This is a genomic window from Saccharopolyspora flava (genome assembly GCF_900116135.1).
Lineage (GTDB): Bacteria > Actinomycetota > Actinomycetes > Mycobacteriales > Pseudonocardiaceae > Saccharopolyspora > Saccharopolyspora flava.
Window position 1 is genome coordinate 33,936 of sequence record NZ_FOZX01000001.1, and the last position, 21,914, is coordinate 55,849.

Below are 21,914 nucleotides of genomic sequence, written 5' to 3' on the forward strand. Positions count from 1 at the left end.
AACACCCCTCCGGGGCGGGAGTCACGCCTGGGCCGAGGCGTGGACGGTGTGGAGGCGTTGGGCGATGGTGATGAGGGTGAGGGCCACCAGGAGCCAGATGGCGACGTCGAGGACGTAGGGGACGCCGAGGCCGTGCAGGCCCGCCCCGGTGAGCACGATGAGGAAGCGCTCGGCGCGCTCGGCGAGACCGCCGTCGGCGCTGAGGCCGTTGGCCTCGGCCCTGGCCTTGACGTAGGAGACGACCTGGGCGCCCGCGAGGCAGATCAGCAGGCCCAGGCCGCGAACCCGGTCGCCGTCGACGACCAGCGCCCACCACACCAGCGAGCCGAACAGGACGCCGTCGACGATGCGGTCGCAGCTGGCGTCGAGCACCGCGCCGAAGCGGGTGACACGACCGCCGACCCGCGCCATCGCGCCGTCGACGAGGTCGAACAGCAGGAACAGCGCGGTCACCACAGTGCCGGTGAACAGCTCACCGCGCGGGAAGAACCACAGCGCCGACGCGGCCGAGGCGACCGTGCCGAGGACGGTCACCGCGTTCGGCGTCAGGCCGACCCGGACCAGGCCGAGGCCGATCGGATTGGTCAGCCGGGACAGGGACGCCCGCGCGAAGATGTTGAGCATGTGCCTTCAGGTGCCAGCCGTGGGTCGGGGGTCGGGTCCGCGCACGCGACGCGTTCTTGCAGATTAACCGGATCTCGATCGACTCGAGGCCGCCGGTGCGCCGTTCCTCGATCCACTTCGGTGAGCCGGCACACACCCAGGAATGGTTGAAGCTTCAACCTAGTTGGTCCACAGTGAGAGCAACACCCCAACGGCTTGCCTGGAGGCACACGATCATGACCGCGACCGCGCAGATCCCCGGCTACACCGTCGGCACCTGGGACATCGACCCGGTGCACTCGGACGTCACCTTCTCCGTGCGCCACATGGGCGTCGGGAAGTCCCGGGGCCGCTTCGGCGCCTTCTCCGCTGAGATCGTCACCGCCGAAGACCTGCTGCAGTCCTCGGTGACCGCGTCGATCGACGTCTCGTCGATCGACACCCGCAACGCCGACCGCGACGCCCACGTGCGCAGCGCCGACTTCTTCGACGCCGAGCAGCACCCCACCGCGACCTTCCGCTCCACCGGCATCCGGCAGGACGGCGAGGACTACCTGATCGACGGTGAGTTCACCCTCAAGGGCGTCACCAAGCCGGTCACGCTGACCGCCGAGCTCAACGGCTTCAGCGACAACCTGCTGGGCATCTCGGCCACCACGACCCTGAACCGCAGCGACTTCGGCGTCGGCCCGGCCGGCGGTGCCGTCGTCGGCGAGAAGATCGCCATCACGCTGGACATCGAGGCCCAGCTGCGGAGCTGACCCCCTCGCAGAAAAAAGCAGGACCGGCATCGCGCCGGTCCTGCTTTTTCGCGCTCGGAAGAACCTCAGTCCACTTCCGACCAGGCGTCGGACAGCAGCTTCCAGGTGTCGCCCAGCAGCTGCGGCAGCACCTTGGTGTGGCCGATGACCGGCATGAAGTTGGAGTCGCCGCCCCAGCGCGGCACCACGTGCTGGTGCAGGTGCGCGGCGATGCCCGCCCCGGCCACCGGACCCTGGTTCAGGCCGATGTTGAAGCCGTGCGGCGCGGAGATCGCGCGGATCACCCGCATCGCGCGCTGCGTGTACTCGGCGACCGCGACCGTCTCCTCCGGCGTGAGCTCGGTGTAGTCGGCGACGTGCCGGTACGGCAGCACCATCAGGTGCCCCGGGTTGTACGGGTAGAGGTTCAGGATCGCGAACACCAGCTCGTCGCGGGCCACGATCAGCGAATCCTCGTCCGGCTGACCCGATTCCAGCAGCCGGCAGAACGGGCAGCCGTCGCTGTCGGTGCCGACCGGCTTGTTCTCGCCCTGGATGTAGGCCATCCGGTGCGGGGTCCACAGCCGCTGCAACGCGTCCTCGACCCCGACACCGTCCTGCTGCGTCATCTCGACGCCGTCACCGCTCACGCCTGACCCGCCCGGAAGTTGTCGGCCGACGGCGAGGCGTTCTCGCGCCGCTGCACCCAGTCGACCAGCGCCGTGATCGCGTCGTCGACGCCGACCCCGTTGATCTGCGAACCGTCGCGGAACCGGAACGACACCGCGTCGGCCTCCACGTCCTTGCCGCCTGCCAGCAGCATGAACGGGACCTTCTGCGTGGTGTGGTTGCGGATCTTCTTCTGCATCCGGTCGTCGCTGGTGTCGATGTCGACGCGGATCCCCTTGGCGCGCAACGCCTTGCGCACCTTCTCCAGGTGGTCGACGTGCTCGTCGGCGATCGGGATGCCCACCACCTGCACCGGGGCCAGCCACGCCGGGAACGCGCCCGCGTAGTGCTCGGTGAGCACGCCGAAGAACCGCTCGATCGACCCGAACTTCGCCGAGTGGATCATGACCGGGCGCTTCCGCTCGCCGTCGGCCGCCTGGTACTCCAGCTCGAAGCCCTCGGGCTGGTTGAAGTCGTACTGCACGGTGCCCATCTGCCAGGTGCGGCCGATCGCGTCCTTGGCCTGCACCGAGATCTTCGGGCCGTAGAACGCCGCCCCGCCCGGGTCGGCCACCAGCTCCAGGCCGCTGTCGTGCGCGACCTGCTCCAGGATCGCGGTCGCCTCCGCCCAGTCGGCGTCGGACCCGGCGAACTTGTCGGGCTTGGAGTCGTCGCGGGTGGACATCTCCAGGTAGAAGTCGTCCATGCCGAAGTCGCGCAGCACCGAGAGCATGAAGTTCAGCAGGTGCTTGACCTCGTCCGGCGCCTGCTCCTTGGTGCAGTAGCTGTGCGAGTCGTCCTGCGCGAAACCGCGCACCCGGGTCAGGCCCTGGATGACGCCGGACTTCTCGTACCGGTACACGTGCCCGAACTCGAACAGCCGCAGCGGCAGCTCCCGGTAGGAGCGCCCGCGCGAGCGGAAGATCAGGTTGTGCATCGGGCAGTTCATCGCCTTGAGGCGGTACTGGTACCCGTCGAAGTCCATCGGCGGGAACATCGTGTCCGCGTAGTAGGGCAGGTGACCCGAGGTGTGGAAGAGCTGGTCGTTCGTGATGTGCGGGGTGCCGACGTACTCGAAGCCCTCTTCGATGTGGCGCTGGCGGACGTAGTCCTCCATCTCGCGCTTGATGATCCCGCCCTTGGGGTGGAACACCGGCAGACCCGAACCGATCTCGTCCGGGAACGAGAACAGGTCCAGCTCGGCACCCAGCTTGCGGTGATCGCGCCGCTCGGCCTCGGCGAGCCGCTCGACGTACTCCTCCAGCTTCTCCTTCGACTCCCAGGCGGTGCCGTAGACCCGCTGGAGCTGCTGGTTGGCCTGGTCACCGCGCCAGTAGGCGGCGGCGACGCGGGTCAGCTTGAAGGCCGGGATGAAGCGGGTGTGCGGCACGTGCGGGCCGCGGCACAGGTCGCCCCAGACCCGCTCGCCGTGCCGGTCGATGTTGTCGTAGACGGTGAGCTCGCCGCCGCCGACCTCCATCACCTCGGAGGTGTCCACGTCGTCCACATCGGACTTGATGTCGACGAGCTCCAGCTTGTACGGCTCGCTCGCCAGCTCCTGCTTGGCGGCCTCGACCGACTCCAAGCGGCGGCGGGAGAACTTCTGGCCGGACTTGAGGATCTGCTTCATGCGCTTCTCCAGCGCCTGCAGGTCCTCCGGGGTGAACGGCTTGTCGACGTCGAAGTCGTAGTAGAAGCCGTCCCGGACCGGCGGGCCGATGCCCAGCTTGGCGTCCGGGAACAGGTTCTGCACCGCCTGGGCGAGCACGTGCGCGGCGGAGTGCCGGATGACGTTGCGGCCGTCATCGGTCTCCGCGGCCACCGCCTCGACCTCGACGTCGGACTCCGGCGCCCAGTCCAGGTCGCGCAGGTCCCCCTCGGCGTCGCGGACCACCACGATCGCCTCCGGGCCCTTCGACGGCAGCCCCGCCTCGGCGACGGCCGCCCCCGCGGTAGTGCCCGCCGGAACCTTCACCCGGGGTGCTTGCTGGGCGTGGGAAGGCTGTACCGACACGATCACTCCTAGACTGGGCCGTTTCACCGGCGCGGATACGTTGCGCAACCCGATGCTATCGGTGACGCCCAACCCATTAACGCCCAGCCCAGCGCCGACGGTCACGCGTCGTGACCGCTCACTCCGGCTCGGCGATGAGCTCGTGGAGCTCCAGCGCGGACACCCGCTCACCTGCGAAGGGGCCGATCGCGCAGCGCACGCCCAGGGCGCCCAGCCGCTGCGCCTGCAGCTCGTCGCCGACGCCGCCGGCGACCACCGGCAGGTTCATCAGCTTCGCCGCCCCCGCCGCCGCGCTCAGCAGGTACTCGTCGAGCGGATCGGGACCGTCCGGGTCGGCGAACCCGGCCAGGTGCGGGCCGTCGATGCGCACCCCGTACAGCGGCAGCCCGCGCAGCCTGGCCAGGCGGGTGTAGTCGTCGCCGAACTGGGAGACGATCAGCTTGATGCCCATCTCGGCGAAGATCTCCACGGTGTCGACCGCGTCGCCCTGGTGGTCGAACAGCGCCGGCTCGGGCATGCCCAGGGCCAGCGACTCCGGCGGCAGCCCGGTCTCGCGCAGCACCCGCTGCACCTCGTTGACCAGATCGGGGTCGCGGCAGTGCCGGTGCGAGAGGTTCATCGCCGCGATCGGCGCGCGCTCGCCGAAGCGCTCGGTCCACTGCGCGGCGTGCCTGCAGACCTCCTCCAGCGCCCAGCCGCCGAGCCGGGTGATCAGCCCGGTCTCCTCGGCGAGGTCCCGGAACGACTCCTCCCCCAGCTCGCCGAACTCGGGGTGGTCCCAGCGGATGCTCGCGGCGGCGGCGAACAGCGAGCCGTCGGCGAGCACCCGCACCGGCTCGTACTCGACGAACAGCTCGCCCTGGTCCAGCGCGGCGGGCAGGGCCGCGGAGAGCTTGAAGCGGTCGCGGGCCTCGGCGTTGCGCTCCGCGTCGAACAGCACCCACTGCGCGCGACCGTCCTGCTTGGCCCGGTAGAGGGTGATGTCGGCGTCGCGCAGCAGCGACTCGGCGTCGGTGCCGACGACCTCGCGCTCGACGACGCCGACGCTGGCCGAGGCCGCCAGCTCGTGCGCGCCGATCCGGGCCGGCCGGGTGACCTCGGCCAGCATCTTCTCCACCAGCGAGACCAGGCCCGCGGCACCATCGGTGTCGGGCACCAGGACGACGAACTCGTCACCGCCCATCCGCGCGGCCAGCGCCCCGAACTCGGCGGTCAGGGCCTGCAACCGCTGGGCGACGGCGCGCAGCAGCTGGTCGCCGACGGGGTGGCCGAGGCTGTCGTTGACGGCCTTGAAGCCGTCCAGGTCGAAGAAGCACAGCCCCACCCGGCGACCGGGGTGGGTGGGCTCCAGGGCGCGTTCCATGCTGGTCTGCAGCTGGGTGCGGTTGGGCAGGCCGGTCAGCGGGTCGTGCACGGCCTGGCGGCGGAACTGCTCCTGGAGCATGTGCCGGTCGGTGATGTCCTCGAACAGCATCACCAGGTAGTCGGGGTTGTCGTGGGCGTCGCGCACCAGCGAGGCCGACAGCTGGGTCCAGATGTGCGAGCCGTGCTTCTCGGTGAAGCGGATCTCCAGCTGGTAGCGGTCGACCTCGCCGCGCACCAGGTCGGCGTTGGCCGCGGCCAGTTCGCCGACCCAGGCGGCGTCGGCGAGGTCGAAGATCGTCCGGCCCACCAGCGCATCGCCGCTGAGCCGGAAGATCCTGGTCATCGACGGGTTGATCTCGTCGACGATGCCGTCGAGGGTGACGATGGCGATGCCCAGCGCCGAGGAGGTGAACACCGCCCGCGACCGCGCTTCGGAGGCGCGCAGGGCCTCCTCGGCGGCGTCGCGGGCGTCGAGCACCGACTGCTTGATGATCTCCTGCTCGGACAGGGTCTGCTCGCGCAGCGCCCCGGCGTAACCGGACCCGATCGCACCCAGCACGTCGACCAGCGCGGTCCGGTCCAGCTCGCGGTACCGGGGCAGCTCGGCGGCCAGGTGGTTGATCGTGCGGTGGACGACGACGGGGTTGGTGAAGTGCACGCCGACGAGGCGTTCCCCGGCCTGGCGAGCGGGTTCCAGCGGCCCGTCGCAGGCGGTCAGGACGTCGTCGAAGCACGTCTCCAGGAACGCCTCGATCTCGGGACGGCCCATCGCCACGTAGCTGGTGTGGATGATCTCGCGCGTCCACTGCGCCACCACGTGCCGGCGATCGTCCGCCCCGCCGGGTCGTTCCTCGTTGTCAGCCATCCCTCACACCTTCTGCCCGGCCACGCCGCCGGTCACGATGAACTCCCACCCCGTCGCGTCGAGAACCCCGGTTTTCATCGCGTCGAAAACCCCGGTTTTCGCGCGACGGATGGTGCGGTTCTCGACGCCGGGGTGCGGTCGGGGCCAGTCTGGCGATCTTGCCGGGTCCTCGCACGACGAGCGTTGTTCACGCCTTGCGACCGACCAGGCCGTAGACGATGGATTCCTCGGGGCGATCGCCGACGTCCTCCGGGGAGTCCGGGCGCCACTCCGGGACGTAGACGACGCCCGGCTCGACGAGCTCGAAGTCGGAGACGAGCTCGGCGACCTCGGTCCGGGTGCGCAGGGTGACCGGGTTGGTGCTGTTCTCGTAGAGGTTGACCAGGCCCTGCACGCCTTCGGGGAACTCCTCGCCGGTGACGTGCGAGAAGCCGAGGAAGCTGCCGGGGGCGAGCTTGTCGTGGTACTGCCGGATGATCTCGCGCGGCCGGGCGCTCTCCGGCACGAAGTGCAGCAGCGCCACCATCATCACCGCGACCGGCTGCGAGAAGTCCAGCATCCGCTGGGTTTCCGGCGCTTCGAGCACACCGGGCACGTCGAGCAGGTCGGCCTGCACGATCGTCGCGTTGTCGTTGCCGTCCAGGATCGAGCGGCTGTGGGCGACGGCGACCGGCTCGTTGTCGACGTAGACCACGCGGGCCTGCGGGTCGACGGCGTGCACGATCTCGTGCACGTTGCCCGCGGTCGGGATGCCCGAGCCGATGTCGAGGAACTGGCGGATTCCCTGGTCGAGGCAGTAGCGCACCGCGCGACGCAGGAACGCGCGGTTGTTCAGCGCCACCTCCTTGACGTTGGGCACCACCTCCAGGACCTTCTTGCCGAGCTCGCGGTCGGCGGCGAAGTTGTGCGCCCCGCCTAAGTAGAAGTCGTAGCAGCGGGCTGCGCTGGGCTTGTCCAGGTCGACGCCCTCGGTCAGCCAGTCGGGTCGCTGCTCCATAGATTCAGCCTCCTGCACGTGGATTCGACACCCGAAAAGGTGATCAAGAAGCCTCATCGTACTGTCACGCACCGCTTCTGAACATGCACCCAGAGTGGATATTCGAAACTGAGCGGTACCAGCTCTTTTCGGGGTTTCGTCGGCTTTTTCAGGATTGCTGAGCCGGATTCGGCTCGTAGCGGGCACCGCCCACGAGCTCGACGACCTCCATCGCCGAAACCCGGTCGCAGACGTGCGGACCCTGGATCAGGCGCACACCGATCTCCCCCAGCCGGTGGGCCTGCTCCGCGCTCGTCACACCGGTGGCCAGCACCGGGAGATCCATCAGCAGCGCCGCGCCGACGGCGCTGCGCACCAGGTACTCGCTGATCGGTTCCGGCCCGCCGGGATCGGCCAGGCCCGCGATGTGCGGGCCGTTGATGAGCACGCCCGCCAGCGGCAGGTCCTTGAGCCGGTCGACGCGGGTGTAGTCGGAGCCGAACTCGTGCACGAACAGCCGGATGCCCATCTCGGCGAAGATCTCGACGGTGTCCACCGGATCGCCCTGGTAGTCGAACAGCGCCGGCTCCGGCAGGCTCAGCACCAGCGATTCGGCGGGCAGACCGGTGTTCTCCAGCGCCTCCCGCACGCCGCGGACCAGCTCGGGATCGCGGCAGTGGCGGGCGGACAGGGTCAGCCCGAGCAGCGGGGCGTGCTCGCCGAGGTCGCGCACCCAGCGGGCCGCGTGCGCGCCGGCCTGCTCCAGCGTCCAGCCGCCGAGCCGGGTGATCAGCCCCGTTTCCTCGGCCAGGCCGAGGAAACGGCTGGAGGGCAGTTCGCCGAACTCCTCGTGGTCCCAGCGCACGTTGGCCAGCACCGCCAGCACCTCGCCGGTCTCGACGTCGGCGACCGGGTCGTACTCGACGAACAGCTCGTGCTTCTCCAGCGCGGCCGGGAGCGCCGCCGAGAGCCGGAAGTTCTCGTGCGCCACCGCGTTGCGCTCGGCGTCGAAGAGCACCCACAGCGCGCGTCCGTCGCGCTTGGCGCGGAACAGCGTGATGTCGGCGTCGCGCAGCAGCGAACCGGTGTCGGTGCCGACGACCTCGCGCTCGACGATGCCGACGCTGGCCGAGGCGGTCAGCTCGTGCGCGCCGATCCACATCGGCCGGGTGAGCTCGCGCAGCATCCGCTCGACGAGGTCGATCACGTGGGCGGCGTCGTAGGAGTCGGGGATGATCACGGCGAACTCGTCGCCGCCGGTGCGCGCCACCACGGCGCTCTCGGTCGAGGCCAGCGCCTGCATCCGGCGGCCGACCTCGCGCAGCATCCGGTCACCGATGCCGTGGCCGAGGCTGTCGTTGACGGCCTTGAACCCGTCCAGGTCGAACAGGCACAGACCCACCCGGCGGCCCGGGTAGACGGTGGTCAGCGCGGCGTCGAGGCAGGACTCCAGCTGCGCCCGGTTGGCCAGCCCGGTCAGCGGGTCCTGCACGGCCTGGCGGCGGAACTGCTCCTGGAGCATGTGCCGGTCGGTGATGTCCTCGTAGTGCAGCACCAGGTGATCGGGCCGGTCGAGGCCGTCGCGGACCAGCGTCGCGGTCAGCCGCGTCCAGACGTGCGTGCCGTCGGCCGTGGTGCAGCGGGTGTCGAGGTTGACCTCCTCACCCGTCCCGTCGGCCAGCTCGGCCAGCGCGCTGATGAGCTCGGGACGCCAGCGGTCGTCGGCGAGGTCGCCGACCGAGGCGCCGTGCAGCGCGGCCTCGGAGAGCCGGAAGATGCGGCGCAGGGCGGCGTTGGTCTCCTCGACGATTCCGGCGGTGCTGGCCACGGCGATGCCGACGTGCGGCGCGTTGAACAGCGCCTCGGTGCGGGCCCGCAGGTCGCGGCCGGAGCGCCGCTCCACGGCTCCGGTCGGCAGGTTCTCGGCGAAGCCGGCGGCGAGGTGGCCGAGCGCGGCCACGATCCGGTCCGGCGGGACCTCGGGCAGCAGCACCGGCAGCTCGGCGGCCAGCAGCTTCAGGGTCCCGGGCAGGACCATCGGGTTGTCGCGGTGCAGCGGCAGCAGCTCCACGCCCGCCTTCTTGGCCTCGCCCGCCCGGTCGGGGCAGGCCAGTTCGCCCAGCAGGTGCTCCAAGCAGGCGCTCAGCAGCTCCTCGACATCGCCGCGGTTCAGCGGTGCGTAGCTGTTGTGCGCGATCTCGCGCTTCCACCGCTGGATGAACTCGGGGCGATCCACCCTGGTGATCACGGTTCGGCTCCGTCGGCGCTCCGGTGTGGCGTTCGACGCACTCGCCCACCCTGTCCTCGACATTTTCGTCACCGCGTGGAGCCGGCGCGGCACGATGCGCACCGACGCGGTCGATCCGGGACCGATCTTACTGTCACTCACCGCGTTCGGTCACGCACTCAGCGCTGAATGGTCGAGTCCGCGATGTCGGGTTTGCGCGCCCGGCCAGCGAAGATGATCTTGAGTGGCGTGGTTCACCGAGGTGATGCCCCAGATCGTCTATGAGCATTGTCACCGGTCCGCAATGCGGGATCGGGGGTAAGGCATCCCTAAGCTGGTATCGATTCCGCGCATGGCCCGGCCCGGACCGCTTCCGGGCGCGGTGCCGCGCGGCTTCGCAGTCGAGCGCGCCGAGCCCGGCGCACCTGGAGGAGATGCATGACCCGCCCGTTGCGTGTCGCGATCGTCGGGGCCGGCCCGGCCGGCGTGTACGCCGCCGACATCCTGACCAAGTCCGAGACCCCGGTCGAGATCGACCTGCTGGACCGGATGCCGGCACCCTACGGGCTGATCCGCTACGGCGTGGCGCCCGACCACCCGCGCATCAAGGGCATCATCAACGCCCTGCAGCGCGTCATGGAGAAGCCCGAGATCCGCTTCCTCGGCCACGTCGAGTACGGCGTCGACGTCAAGCTCGAGGACCTGCAGCGGCACTACGACGCGGTGATCTTCTCGACCGGCGCCGACCAGGACCGCCCGCTGGACATCCCGGGCATCGACCTGCCGCACAGCTACGGCGCCGCCGAGTTCGTCTACTGGTACGACGGCTACCCGGAGGCCCCGCGCGACTGGACCCTGGACGGCGAGCAGGTCGCGGTCATCGGCGCGGGCAACGTCGCGCTGGACGTGGCCCGGGTGCTGGCCAAGCAGGCCGACGACCTGCTCAGCACCGAGATCCCGGACAACGTCCACCGCGGCCTGAAGGACTCGAAGGTCACCGACGTGCACCTGTTCGCCCGCCGCGGCCCGGCGCAGGCGAAGTTCACGCCGCTGGAGCTGCGCGAGCTCGACCACCAGAACGAGGTCGAGATCATCGTGCACCCCGAGGGCTTCGAGATGGACGAGGCCAGCGAGAAGGAAGCCCAGACCAACAACCAGGTCAAGACGATCGTCAAGACCCTGCAGGACTGGGCGCTGCGCGACCCGAAGCACGACACCAAGCGCCGCCTGCACCTGCACTTCCTGCGCGCCCCGGTCGAGGTCACCGGCACCGACCGCGTGGAGGGCTTCAAGGTCGAGGTCATGGAGCTCACCGGTGACGGCAACGTCCGCGGCACCGGCGAGTACGAGACCTACCCGGTCCAGCAGGTCTACCGCGCCGTCGGCTACCTGAGCTCCCCGGTCGCCGACCTGCCCTTCGACACCAAGTCCGGCACGGTGCCCAACGCGGGCGGCCGGGTGCTCGACCTCGACGGCGAGCACATCCCGGGCGTCTACACGACCGGCTGGATCAAGCGCGGCCCGGTCGGCCTGATCGGCCACACCAAGGGCGACGCGCTGGAGACGATCAACAACCTGCTCGAGGACCTCGACGCGCTGCCCAAGCCGGAGCAGCCCACCTCCGACAGCATCATCGAGCTGCTCGAGGAGCGCGGCGTCTCCTACACCACGTGGGAGGGCTGGACCCGCTTGGACGCGCACGAGAAGTCCCTCGGCGAACCCCACGGCCGCGAGCGCATCAAGGTCGTCCCCCGCGAGGACATGGTCAAGATCTCCCGAGCCGAGTGACCGAACCTCCCCGCACCCCCGAGAACGCCCCTGCCCTCCCCCGGGAGAGCAGGGGCGTTCTCACGTCCCCACCCCGCAGACCACCGGCACCCGCAGGCCCGCGACCGCGACCCGGGTCAAATACCGCAGGTTTTGTCGGGTCAAAAACCGCAGGATTCGACCGGTCGAATACCGCAGGTTTTGACCCGATGAAAACCGCGGGTTTCGCGGGGTTACGGGATCGGGTGGGGGGAGGGGTTTTTCGGTGGGATGAGGTTCCGGGGGTTGACGCGGGTCAGGGGCGGGTGTGTTGGTGGCCGAGGAGGCCGCCCAGGGCTGTGATGAGGGCGAGGGTGAGGAGGAGGGCGGCCACTGGCCAGGAGCGGTGGTCGCCTGCGAGGAGCAGGGCGCTGGCCGCGAGGGGGACGAAGCCGCTGAGGGTGCCGCTGAGGTTGGAGGAGATCGCGACGCCGCTGTAGCGCAGGTGCACCGGGAACAGGCCCGCCAGCAGCGAACCCGAGACCGCGTACGGGATCGACAGGCAGTTGATGCCCAGCGTCACCGCGATGACCACCAGCACCGGGTTGCGGGTGTCGATCATCCAGAACACCGGGAACGCCACCAGCGCGGAGACCACGCCGCCCCACAGGCAGACCTTGCCGGGGCTGAAGCGGTCGGCGAGCCTGCCGCCGAAGATCAGCGTCACCACCTCGGCCGCCGCGGCCACCAGCGTCGCGATCAGCATCAGCGACTTCGGCAGCCCCAGCGTCCCCGAGCCGTAGCTGATCACGAACGTGGTCAGCAGGTAGAAGCCGCCGATGCCGATCAGCGACGCCGCGACGCCGATCAGCACCTGCCGCCAGGCGGTGCGGAACAGCTCCAGCGCGGGCACCGAGGCGCGGTCGTGCTCGGCGAGCATCCGCTCGAACAGCGGCGACTCCCCCACCCGGCGACGCAGGTACAGCGCCACGCCCAGCAGCGGGAACGCCGCCAGGAACGGCAGCCGCCAGCCCCACGCGTCGAACGACGAGTCCGGCAGCATCGCCACCAGGTAGAACCCGCCCGAGGACAGCAGCGTGCCCACGGGCGAGCCGATCTGCGGCAGCGCGGCGAACCGCCCGCGCTGCTCCGGCGGCGCGTGCTCGACGGCGAGGGTGACGGCGCCGCCCCACTCGCCGCCGACCGCGATGCCCTGCAGCACCCGCAGCGCGGTCAGCAGCAGCGGCGCCGCCAGCCCGATCGACACGAAGTCCGGCAGCAGACCGATGAGGCCCGTGACGACGCTGATCAGCGTGACCGTGACGAGCAGGCAGCGCCGCCGCCCGATCCGGTCGCCGAGGTGCCCGAAGATCACCCCGCCGACCGGCCGGGCGACGAAACCGATCGCGAACGACGCGAAGGCGGCCAGCGTGGCCACCGCCGGGTCCTCGGTGGCGAAGTACAGCCGGTCGAACACGATCGACGCGGCCGTGCCGTAGAGGAAGTAGTCGTACCACTCCAGCGCGGTACCGACGAAAGCGGCGAACGCGACCTTGCGCGCCTCGGTGGGTTCGATGCGTGCCGTGCTCGCTAACTCGGCCACGGAGCCTCCCTGGATCAGGTGGGATCTGCTGCGAACTCCTCGGCCCCGTGCACCGCATGCCCGGCGACGAACGTGGCGCGCACGCCGATGTCGCCGATCTCCGCGGTGGGGGCGGTGGTGGGGTCGGCGTCGAGCAGCACGAGGTCGGCGAACATGCCCGCGGCGATGCGGCCCCGCTCGTTCTCCTGGCCCGCCGCGAACGCCGCGTGGGTGGTGTAGGCGCGCAGCGCCTCGGTCGCGTCGACCCGCTCGTCGGGGCTGAGCACGCGCCCGGCCTTGGTGGTGCGGTCGACCATCGCCCGCATCCCCAGCAGCGGCGCGCCGTTGGACACGCACGGCCGGTCGGAGCTGCCGGGCACCACGAGACCGGCGTCGACGAAGGACTTCTGCCGGTACAGCCAGGGTTCCCGCTCGTCGCCGACCGCCTCGATCATGGTGTCGCCGATCTCGTGGAGGAACCGCGACTGCGGCACCGGGATGACGCCCAGCGCGGCCATCCGGGGAAGCTGGTCGGGCCGCACCATCGCCGAGTGCTCGATGCGGTGCCGCGCGTCCGGGCGCGGGAGTTCGCGCTGCGCGGCCTCGAAGGCCTCCAGCGTCAGGTCGATCGCGCGGTCGCCGATGGCGTGCGCGGCGATCCGCCAGCCGCCGCGGTGCGCGGCCAGGATGCGCTCGCGCAGCACGTCCGGGTCGTCGCCGAGCACGCCGTGCCCGCCGTGGCCGTGGAACGGCTCGGTGACCGCGGCGGTGCGGCTCGACAGGGCGCCGTCGGTGAAGATCTTCATCGGCCCGATGCGCAGGAACTCGTCGCCGAAACCGGTGCGCAGCCCCAGATCCAGGCCGAACGCGTCGGGTCCGACCGGGTGCAGCACCTCGGTCGCCGGCATCAGCTCGACCCGCTGCAGCAGGTCCCCGCGCGAGCGCGCGAGCTGGTAGGCGGCGGCTTCGGCGGGGCTGTGCCCGATCCAGCCGCCGCCGATGCCGGCCTCGGTGACGTGGGTGAGGCCTTCGGCGGCGTAGCGCTTGGCGGCGCGGGCGATCGCGGCCGCCAGCTCCTCCACCGGGTAGGGCTTGACCAGCGCGTCGACCAGCTGCTGGGCCTGCTCGGCGAGCAGTCCGGTCGGGTTCCCGTCGGCGTCGCGCTCGACGACGCCGCCCTCCGGGACGCGGGCCGATCCGTCGAGAACGCCCGCCTGGTCCAGGATCGCGCTGCTGGCCACGCACATGTGCGCCGACCGGTGCTTGAGCCACACGGGCCTGCCGCCGCCCGCCCGGTCCAGCGCGGCGCGGTCGGGGTGCCCGCCGATGACGAAGTCGTCGTAGCCCGATCCGATCACCCAGCCGTCCGAGGGCAGCGACGCGGCCTGGGAGGCGACGAGGTCGTAGAGCTCCTGGGCGCTCCGGCAGCCGGACAGGTCCAGCTCCGCCAGCGAGAGCCCGTACCAGACCATGTGGTTGTGCGAGTCGGCGAAGCCGGGTGCGGCGACCGCGCCGTCGCCGTGGACCACCCGGCGCGCGGGCAGGTCGGCGATCTCCTCGTCCACCCCGACGATGCGCCCGCCGAGCACGCCGATGGTGTGCGCGGTGGGGCGGTCCGGGTTCATGGTCAGCGCGCGGACGTCGCGCAGGACTAGATCGAGCACGTCGTTCCCTTCTTCAGGCCAGGTGGTGCGTTCGGGTCAACGGCAGCGTGGCAGCCCGGTGCACGTCGACCGCAACCCCGTCGACCATCACCGGCCCCGGTTCGCGCGGGACTTCCACGCGCGGGGTCGCGGTGTTGCGCACCATGTCCGCCCTGGTCAGGCCTCTGCTGCGGCGGGCGGAGGCGTAGTTCGGGCCGCTGGGCAGGTGCGCGCGGTCGGCGGCGTCGGCGACGAACACCGTCGACAGCCTGCGGGCTGCGGCCCCGAGTCCGCCGAAGAAGGGCCGCATGACCCTCGGTTGGGTGAGCCGGGTGGACCCGGATCCGGACCCGCCGGCGCCCCACGCGACGAACCCGGACTTGATCACGAGATCGGGCTGGGCGCCGAACCAGGACGGCTGCCACAGCACGACGTCGGCGAGCCTGCCGGGTTGCAGCGAGCCGACCTCGTGGGCCATGCCGTGCGCGATCGCCGGGTTCAGGGTGATCTTGGCGAGGTAGCGCAGCACGCGCTCGTTGTCGGCGTGCTCGGGCCCGGCCTCCCCGGCGAGCGCGGCCTGGACGTGGGCGAGTTGCCAGGTGCGGCGGGCGGTTTCGGCGATGCGGCCCATTCCCATCGAGTCGGAGTTGACGATGCTGATCGCCCCGGAGTCGTGCAGCGCGTTCTCCGCGGCGATGCCGTGCTCCCGCACCCGGCTGCCCGCGATGCCCCGGTCGCTGTCCATCATGGAGTGTCCCCTGTGGACCGTCATGGTCATCGGCAGCAGCTCCGAGACCGTCGCCGGGGTCAGCGGCAGCGTCGGGGTCGTCGAGGAGGTCAGCACGTGCGGGCTGCCCACGACCTCCAGCAGGTCGGGATGCCCGCCACCGCCCTCGACGTGGTAGGCGTGCACCGTGCGCCCCCGCGTGGCGTCGAGGGTGTCGGCCAGGAAACCGGATTCGTTGAGCGTGTCGGTGTGCAGCGCGACCGGCAGGTCCGCCTGCTCGGCGACGCCCAGGCAGGTGTCGACGATGTGCGGGGTGGCGCCCCAGTCCTCGTGGATCTTGAACCCGCCCGCGCCGGAGAGCACCGCCCGCTCCAGCAGGTCGTTCGAGGACGACGAGCCGCGCGCGAGGAACGCGACGTTGATCGGCACGTCCCGCCAGGCCTCGATCATCGTGCGCAGGTTGGTCGCCGGGTTGGCGCCGACGTCCCACACGCCACCCATGCCCATGCCCACCAGCGAGGTCACCCCCGCGGCCAGCGCGGCCGGCACCACCTCCGGGCTGGACAGGTGGACGTGCGAGTCGACGACACCCGGCGTGGCGATGAGCCCCTCGCCGGTGATCATGCCGGTGTGCGAGTCGACGACCAGCTCCACGTCGTCCATGACGTGCGGGTTCCCGGCCCGGCCGACCCCGGCGATCCGGCCGTCCTTGATGCCGATGTTGGTCTTGCGCACGCCCAGCACCGGGTCCAGCAGCAGCACGCCGAGGATCACCATGTCCAGCGCGCTGTCCCGGCCCGCCTTGGGCGCCACCAGCAGCCCGTCGCGGGTGGTCTTGGCGCAGCCGCCGAGCAGCTCCTCGCCGGGCTCGGAGTCGTCGGCCTCGACCCGCACCCACAGGTCGGTGTCGGCCAGCCGCACCAGGTCACCGGTGGTCGGCCCGTAGAGCGCGGCGTAGCGCTCGCGGGACATGCTCGTCATCGGTGCCCTCCCAGCGCCACGGCGGTGATCTCCTTGCGCTCCCCGGCTTCCAGCTGCACCGCGGTCCCGGCCGGGACGGCGAGGCGGAAGCCGGTGAGGTCGACGTCGCTGCGCACCGCCGGGTTGAGCTTCTCCAGCGGGAAGTGCGAGGAGATCCACACCGGGCGCTCGCCGGTGTTGTGCAGCCGCGCCGTCCGCTGCTCCCGGCCGGCGGCCAGCTCGATCTCGCCGCGCGCGGGACGCACCGCACCGGGCGCGTCGGGGCCGGGCGGGCCGAACGGCTGCGGCACGTGGACCAGCGAGCTGCCGTGCGGGAACAGCGCCTCGACCTGGATCGACGGGACCGCGGCGGCCACGCCGGGCTGGAGCTGATCGGGGGCGAGGAGCTCCCCCGCGCGATCCACGATCTCGTCGAGATCCGTTCCGTCCCAAGCCATCTCGCAGATCTCGTCGCACACGTAGGCCACGGCGTCGGGGGCGCCGAGCAGCGCGCCGCGCGCCAGCCTGCGGCGGGCCAGCTCCGCGGCGCCGAACAGGGTCAGCCGCTCCTGCTCGCGGGGCGTCAGGTGCATGAGAGCACGGTCCTCTGGTCACCGGCCCAGCACAATGATGGATCGACGCCACTTGATCGCCCTAGATTGGGCGGATGCACAGTTCCCTTCACGCGCCGGTCACACCCGACGGCCCGCTGCGCAGGCTCGTGCACTCCTGCCTGGACGACCTCGACGAGCTGGTCGCGGTGTTCCTGGCCGAGCTGCGCTCGATGGAGCCCTACGCCAGCGACGCGGTGCCCTGGACCGAGCTGCGCGAGCACGCCGAGGGCAGCATGGAGCTGCTGCTGCGGCTGATCGGCGGGATGCCGGTGCCGGACCGGCTGGCCGACCTGTGCGAGCGGGTCGGGCGCAACCGCGCCCAGGCCGGGGTGCCGCTGGAAGTGCTGCTGCACGCGGTGCGCTTCGACTTCCGGGTGCTGTGGGACGCCTTCACCCGCCGCGTGTCCGACGACGAACTCCCCTCGCTGGTGCGCAGCGCCTCGCGGGTATGGGCGGCGGTCGACCACCACACCACCCGCATCCACCTCGCCTACCTGGCCGAGGCCGCGGTGGTCGCGCGCGAGCAGGAGCACGAGCGCGCGCAGCTGGTGGCGCGGCTGCTGACCACCGACGCCCGCGACCCGCAGGTCGTCGCGCAGGTCGCGACGGCGCTGGACGTCTCCGCCGAGGCCGATTTCGCGGTCGCCGCCGCTCCCCTGGCCGCGACCCGGCCGCTGCGCGACGCCGTCGACGAGCTGGCGGAGCGCGGTATCGCGGTGCACCTGCAGGACGTCGACCGGCGCCCGGTGCTCATCGCGCAGCTGCCCGCCGGGACGACCGCGGTGCCGTCGCGCTGGTTGCGCGACGTCCCCTGCGGACTGGCACCGGTCGCGCGCACCCTCGCGGGCGTGCCGCGCGCGGTCCGCATCGCCGCCGAGCTCGCCGGGACCGAGGTGGCCGAGGCGGGTCCGCGCGGGCTCACCGACGCGTGGGCGTCGGTGGTGGCGGGACGGCTGGGCGAGACCGGCGACGCGCTGGCGGCGGAGGTGTTCGGGCGGGTGCGCGGCATCGGCGCGGGCGAGCGGGCCCGGCTGCTGGAGACCGCCGCGTGCTACCTGCGCACCGGGTCGGCGGGGGCGGTGGCGGCCGAGCTGTACTGCCACCGCAACACCGTGCTCAACCGGCTCCGCCGGATCGCCGAGCTCACCGGCTGCGACCTCACCCGCCCGGAGCAGGCGGCGCTGTTCGCGGTGGCACGCGAGTGCGGTCCGTGAGACCTCGAAGTTTTCATGAAAACTGTCACCTCCCACGAACCCCCATGCGGGATGTCGGACCCCCTTACGTCATGCCTGACGCCCATGCGGGATGTCGGACGCCCATACGTCATGCCGAACGGTGTGCGGCGTGTCGGTTGTCCGGCGTACTACGGTGGTGGCGGACTTCTCTCGATCGCGCAAAGGATGGGACGTTGACCGCGACGCAGATCCCGGACACCACCCAGGCCGAACTCGACGCCGCGCTGCAGCGGGCGGCCGAGGCCGCCGAGCCGTTCGGCGCGCAGCCCCCGGCCGAGCGGGCCCGCCAGCTGCGGGCCGTCGCCGACGCGCTGGACGCGGCCGCCGGTGAGCTGATCCCGCTGGCCATCAGCGAGTCGCACCTGTCGGAGGGCCGCCTGACCGGCGAGCTCAAGCGGACCACGTTCCAGCTGCGCCTGTTCGCCGAGACCATCGAGACCGGCGAGCACCTGCGGGTCACCTTCGACCAGGCCGACGCAGACTTCGCGCTGGGCCCGAAGCCGGACCTGCGGCGGATGCTGCTGCCGGTGGGCCCGGTGCTGGTGTTCGCCGCCAGCAACTTCCCGTTCGCGTTCTCGGTGGCCGGGGGCGACACCGCCGCCGCGCTGGCCGCCGGGTGCCCGGTGGTGCTCAAGGGCCACCCCGGCCACCCGGAGCTGTCGGTGCGCACCGGCGAGATCGTCGCCGACGCGCTGCGCTCGGCGGGCGCGCCGGAGGGCACCTTCGGCGTCGTGCTGGGCTTCGAGATCGGCACGGCCGCACTGCGCGACGAGCGGATCAAGGCGGCGGCGTTCACCGGCTCGGTCCCGGCCGGGCGGGCTCTGTTCGACATCGCGAACTCGCGGCCGAAGCCGATCCCGTTCTTCGGCGAGCTGGGCAGCCTCAACCCGGTGTTCGCGGCCCCGGGGGCGGTGGCCGCGCGCGGCGCGGACATCGCGAAGGGCTACGTGACCTCCTACTCGGGCAACGCCGGCCAGCTGTGCACCAAGCCGGGCCTGCTGTTCCTGCCCGCCGACCACGGCCTGGAGACCGCACTCGCTGAGGAGTCGGCCGCGGTGGCCGCGCACCGGCTGCTCAACGACCGGCTGCACGAGGGCTACTGCTCACGCCGCGCGGCGGTCACCGAGGTCCCGGGCGTGCGGGTGCTGGCCGAGGGCGCCGCCGGTGACGCGGCGGACGGCGCGGTGCCGACACTGCTGGCCACCGACGTCGACACGCTGCTGGCGAACCGGGAGGCGTTGCTGGAGGAGGTCTTCGGGCCGCTGTCGATCGTGGTCACCTACTCCTCGGAGGACGAGGCCCGGCGCGCGGCGGAGGCGTTCGAGGGCAACCTGACGGCCGCGGTGCACGCGGACGACGCCGACACCGACTTCGTCGCGACCCTGCTGCCGCTGCTGCGGGACCGCGCCGGTCGCGTGCTGTTCAACGGCTGGCCGACCGGCGTGGCCGTCTCCCCCGCGATGCAGCACGGCGGCCCCTACCCGGCCACCACGGACGCCCGCTTCACCTCGGTCGGCACGGCCGCGCTCGACCGCTTCCTCCGCCCGGTCACCTACCAGAACGTCCCGGCCGCGCTGCTGCCGCCGGCGCTGCGGGACGACAACCCCTGGAACCTGCCGCGCGCGGTCCACACCCCGCGCTGACCAATGCTCAGACCCGGCGGTAGCGGGCGACCGTGACCGCCACCGCCGGGACGAGCGGGGCGGGCAGCTCCGCGATCGCGGCGTCGAGCGCCTCGGGCGTGGTGTGCCAGGCGTTGGGTCCCATCGCGATCGCGGCGCGGGCCTCGTCGCGGGTCAGGTGGAGCCGGAACTCCACCGCACGCTGGTCGACCGGGGTGAAGTGGCCCGCGAGCCGGTCGGCGAGCCGGTCCTGCTTGGACTCGTCGACGTGCAGCAGCCCGAGCCGGTCGACCAGCCCGGTCAGGTGACCGGGCTCGGGGGTCACGACGACCAGTTCGCCGCCGGGGCGCAGGGCTCTGCGCATCTCCGGGGCGTTGCGCGGTGCGAAGACGTTGAGGACGGTGCCCGCGGCACCGGTGCGGATCGGCAGCGGCTGCCAGGCGTCGGCGACGGCCGCGCCGATGCGCGGGTGGACCTTGGCGGCGCGGCGGCAGGCGTACTTGGAGACGTCCAGCGCCACGCCGAGCCGCTCGCCCAGGGCCCGGTTCAGGTAGAAACCGGTGCCCGCGCCGATGTCCACGACCGGGCCGTCGCCGGTCACCGCGTCGGCGACCGCGTCCGCGATTGGGTCGTAGTGCCCGGCTTCGAGGAACCCGGCGCGGGCCGCGACCATCTCGGCGGTGTCGCCGACGACCTTGCTGCGGCCGGAGAGCAAGCTGACGTAGCCCTGCCGGGCGAAGTCGAACGCGTGGTTCGAGGGACACCGCAGCGCGCCGCCGTCCCGCCCCAGGTCACCGCCGCAGTGCGGGCAGGCCAGCAGCTCCACCACGTCGTCCAGCACAGCCTTGCCCTCCACACCGCTCGCAGATGCGCGATTCTAGTCGGGGGCGCCCCGGGCGAGAGGAGGTGCGGCGATGGGGCACTGGCTGAGCGCACCCGAGTACCAGGCGGCGCGGTTCGCCGTCACCCACCTGATCGCCTTGACCTACCTGATCGGCTTCGCCTGCTTCCTGCGCCAGTTCCGCGGTCTGCTCGGCGAGCGCGGTCTCACCCCGGTCGCCCGGTTCGTCGAGCGGGTGCCGTTCCGGCGGGCTCCGAGCCTGTTCCACCTGCGCAGCTCCGACCGCTGGCTGGCGGGCGCGGGCTGGGCGGGCGTCGTGGCGAGCTTGCTGGCCCAGTTCGCCGACCTCGCACCGCTGTGGGCGTGGCTGGTGCTGTGGACGCTGCTGTGGGTGCTGTACTCGTCGATCGTCAACGTCGGCCAGGTCTGGTACGGCTTCGGGTGGGAGTCGCTGCTGCTGGAGGCCGGTTTCCTGGTGATCTTCCTCGGCCCGGCGCACCTTGCCGCGCCCGCGCCGATCCTGTGGCTGCTGTGCTGGCTGCTGTTCCGGGTCGAGTTCGGCGCCGGGCTGATCAAGCTGCGCGGCGACTCCTGCTGGCGCGACCTCACGGCGCTGCACTACCACCACGAGACCCAGCCGATGCCGGGACCGCTGAGCCGCGCCTTCCACCACCTGCCGGGCCCGCTGCACCGCGTCGAGGTGCTGGCCAACCACGGAACGCAGCTGGTGGCGCCGTTCCTGCTGTTCGCCCCGCAACCGGTGGCGAGCGTCGCGGCGGTGATCGTCGTGGTGACGCAGCTGTGGCTGATGCTCAGCGGCAACTTCGCCTGGCTGAACCTGCTGACGATCACCCTGGCGTGCGCGGCGATCAGCGCCCCGCCGGTCGTCCGCCCGGACCCGCCGGGCTGGTTCGCGGTCCCGGTGCTGGCGGTGACGGTCCTGTTCGTGGTGCTGGCGTACTGGCCGATCCGCAACATGCTGGGCCGCGACCAGGTGATGAACCGCAGCTTCAACCGGCTGCACCTCGGCAACACCTACGGCGCCTTCGGCAGCGTCACGCGCGTCCGCTACGAGGTGATCGTCCTGGGCGCGCACTCCCCCGACGGGCCGTGGCGGGAGTACGAGTTCCCGGCCAAGCCCGGCGATCCCGCCCGGAGGCCGCCGCAGATCGCGCCGTACCACCTGCGGCTGGACTGGCTGATGTGGTTCGTCGCGATCAACCCGTCCTACGGCCGCGGCTGGCTACCGGCCTTCCTGCGCGCCCTGCTGCGCGGCGAACCCGAGGTGCTGGGCCTGCTGCGGCACAACCCGTTCCCCGACGCGCCGCCGAAGCTGGTCCGGGCCGATCTGCACCGCTACCGCTTCACCACCCGCGCCGAGCGCCGCGCCACCGGGAACCACTGGACCAGGACCAGATCCTCAGACCTCATCCCCCCGACCTCCCTCGACGACGTGGGGTGATGGGGGTGCAGTTTTCATGAAAA

16 protein-coding genes are annotated in these 21,914 nt (G+C 71.6%); 5 read left to right on the plus strand and 11 right to left on the minus strand.

What is annotated here, in order from left to right; genetic code table 11:
- Nucleotides 1-21: 21 nt before the first annotated feature.
- Nucleotides 22-624 (minus strand): phosphatidylinositol phosphate synthase, encoded by a 603-nt coding sequence (pgsA, locus tag BM424_RS00195; protein ID WP_093412728.1) that lies wholly within the window; start codon nt 622-624, stop codon nt 22-24.
- Between the two features lie 215 nt (nt 625-839).
- Between pgsA and BM424_RS00200 the strand changes: the two genes are divergently transcribed.
- Nucleotides 840-1,364 carry a YceI family protein gene (locus BM424_RS00200; RefSeq protein WP_093412731.1) on the plus strand — a complete coding sequence of 175 codons (525 nt, stop codon included), beginning with the start codon at nt 840-842 and terminating at the stop codon, nt 1,362-1,364.
- A 65-nt stretch (nt 1,365-1,429) separates the two neighbouring features.
- Here the strand turns inward: BM424_RS00200 and BM424_RS00205 are convergent, their stop codons facing one another.
- From BM424_RS00205 to BM424_RS00225, 5 genes are all read right to left on the minus strand, one after another.
- Nucleotides 1,430-1,972 (minus strand): HIT family protein, encoded by a 543-nt coding sequence (locus BM424_RS00205; RefSeq protein WP_093414483.1) that lies wholly within the window; start codon nt 1,970-1,972, stop codon nt 1,430-1,432.
- A gap of 17 nt (nt 1,973-1,989) precedes the next feature.
- On the minus strand, nt 1,990-3,987 hold the full coding sequence (gene thrS / locus BM424_RS00210) for a threonine--tRNA ligase (RefSeq protein ID WP_093412733.1): 1,998 nt from the start codon (nt 3,985-3,987) through the stop codon (nt 1,990-1,992).
- Nucleotides 3,988-4,144: 157 nt separating this feature from the next.
- Nucleotides 4,145-6,256 carry a putative bifunctional diguanylate cyclase/phosphodiesterase gene (locus BM424_RS00215; protein WP_093412736.1) on the minus strand — a complete coding sequence of 704 codons (2,112 nt, stop codon included), beginning with the start codon at nt 6,254-6,256 and terminating at the stop codon, nt 4,145-4,147.
- A 187-nt stretch (nt 6,257-6,443) separates the two neighbouring features.
- The gene (locus tag BM424_RS00220) at nt 6,444-7,253 is read right to left on the minus strand and encodes an SAM-dependent methyltransferase (RefSeq protein ID WP_093412738.1); all 810 of its coding nucleotides are present in this window, start codon (nt 7,251-7,253) and stop codon (nt 6,444-6,446) included.
- A 148-nt stretch (nt 7,254-7,401) separates the two neighbouring features.
- A complete protein-coding gene (locus tag BM424_RS00225) occupies nt 7,402-9,480 on the minus strand; it encodes a putative bifunctional diguanylate cyclase/phosphodiesterase (RefSeq protein WP_245775509.1) in 2,079 nt (692 codons plus the stop codon).
- Between the two features lie 417 nt (nt 9,481-9,897).
- Here BM424_RS00225 and BM424_RS00230 point away from each other — a divergent pair, with 417 nt between their 5' ends.
- Nucleotides 9,898-11,247, plus strand: coding sequence for an FAD-dependent oxidoreductase (locus BM424_RS00230; protein WP_093412741.1), 1,350 nt, complete (start codon nt 9,898-9,900; stop codon nt 11,245-11,247).
- Nucleotides 11,248-11,521: 274 nt separating this feature from the next.
- Here the strand turns inward: BM424_RS00230 and BM424_RS00235 are convergent, their stop codons facing one another.
- From BM424_RS00235 to ureA, 4 genes are read right to left on the minus strand one after another with little or no spacing between them, the layout of a single operon-like run.
- Nucleotides 11,522-12,808 carry an MFS transporter gene (locus BM424_RS00235; RefSeq protein WP_093412744.1) on the minus strand — a complete coding sequence of 429 codons (1,287 nt, stop codon included), beginning with the start codon at nt 12,806-12,808 and terminating at the stop codon, nt 11,522-11,524.
- 14 nt (nt 12,809-12,822) lie between these two features.
- Nucleotides 12,823-14,451, minus strand: coding sequence for an amidohydrolase (locus tag BM424_RS00240; RefSeq protein ID WP_093412747.1), 1,629 nt, complete (start codon nt 14,449-14,451; stop codon nt 12,823-12,825).
- A 13-nt stretch (nt 14,452-14,464) separates the two neighbouring features.
- The gene (locus BM424_RS00245; protein WP_093412749.1) at nt 14,465-16,138 is read right to left on the minus strand and encodes an urease subunit alpha; all 1,674 of its coding nucleotides are present in this window, start codon (nt 16,136-16,138) and stop codon (nt 14,465-14,467) included.
- Complete coding sequence (gene ureA / locus BM424_RS00250) at nt 16,135-16,710, minus strand: urease subunit gamma (RefSeq protein ID WP_093412752.1); 576 nt, start codon at nt 16,708-16,710, stop codon at nt 16,135-16,137. The genes BM424_RS00245 and ureA overlap by 4 nt, the downstream gene beginning before the upstream one ends.
- Before the next feature lie 74 nt (nt 16,711-16,784).
- Here ureA and BM424_RS00255 point away from each other — a divergent pair, with 74 nt between their 5' ends.
- Nucleotides 16,785-17,945, plus strand: a complete 1,161-nt coding sequence (locus tag BM424_RS00255; RefSeq protein WP_093412755.1) for an RsbRD N-terminal domain-containing protein — start codon at nt 16,785-16,787, stop codon at nt 17,943-17,945.
- Nucleotides 17,946-18,139: 194 nt separating this feature from the next.
- Complete coding sequence (locus BM424_RS00260; protein ID WP_093412758.1) at nt 18,140-19,609, plus strand: aldehyde dehydrogenase (NADP(+)); 1,470 nt, start codon at nt 18,140-18,142, stop codon at nt 19,607-19,609.
- Nucleotides 19,610-19,616: 7 nt separating this feature from the next.
- On the opposite strand, the gene BM424_RS00265 is transcribed toward BM424_RS00260, so the two are convergent.
- Nucleotides 19,617-20,444 carry a putative RNA methyltransferase gene (locus tag BM424_RS00265; RefSeq protein ID WP_245775510.1) on the minus strand — a complete coding sequence of 276 codons (828 nt, stop codon included), beginning with the start codon at nt 20,442-20,444 and terminating at the stop codon, nt 19,617-19,619.
- 58 nt (nt 20,445-20,502) lie between these two features.
- On the opposite strand from BM424_RS00265, the gene BM424_RS00270 reads away from it, so the two are divergent.
- Nucleotides 20,503-21,891, plus strand: a complete 1,389-nt coding sequence (locus tag BM424_RS00270; protein ID WP_093412763.1) for a lipase maturation factor family protein — start codon at nt 20,503-20,505, stop codon at nt 21,889-21,891.
- Nucleotides 21,892-21,914: the final 23 nt, after the last annotated feature.

Excerpts from the sequence above, each read along its gene's own strand:
- BM424_RS00200 (WP_093412731.1), top strand. The coding sequence starts at position 840 with ATGACCGCGACCGCGCAGATCCCCGGCTACACCGTCGGCACCTGGGAC.
- pgsA (WP_093412728.1), bottom strand. The coding sequence starts at position 624 with ATGCTCAACATCTTCGCGCGGGCGTCCCTGTCCCGGCTGACCAATCCG.
- BM424_RS00205 (WP_093414483.1), bottom strand. The coding sequence starts at position 1,972 with ATGACGCAGCAGGACGGTGTCGGGGTCGAGGACGCGTTGCAGCGGCTG.
- BM424_RS00220 (WP_093412738.1), bottom strand. The coding sequence starts at position 7,253 with ATGGAGCAGCGACCCGACTGGCTGACCGAGGGCGTCGACCTGGACAAG.
- BM424_RS00215 (WP_093412736.1), bottom strand. The coding sequence starts at position 6,256 with ATGGCTGACAACGAGGAACGACCCGGCGGGGCGGACGATCGCCGGCAC.
- BM424_RS00245 (WP_093412749.1), bottom strand. The coding sequence starts at position 16,138 with ATGACGAGCATGTCCCGCGAGCGCTACGCCGCGCTCTACGGGCCGACC.
- BM424_RS00255 (WP_093412755.1), top strand. The coding sequence starts at position 16,785 with ATGCACAGTTCCCTTCACGCGCCGGTCACACCCGACGGCCCGCTGCGC.
- BM424_RS00230 (WP_093412741.1), top strand. The coding sequence starts at position 9,898 with ATGACCCGCCCGTTGCGTGTCGCGATCGTCGGGGCCGGCCCGGCCGGC.
- BM424_RS00270 (WP_093412763.1), top strand. The coding sequence starts at position 20,503 with ATGGGGCACTGGCTGAGCGCACCCGAGTACCAGGCGGCGCGGTTCGCC.
- ureA (WP_093412752.1), bottom strand. The coding sequence starts at position 16,710 with ATGCACCTGACGCCCCGCGAGCAGGAGCGGCTGACCCTGTTCGGCGCC.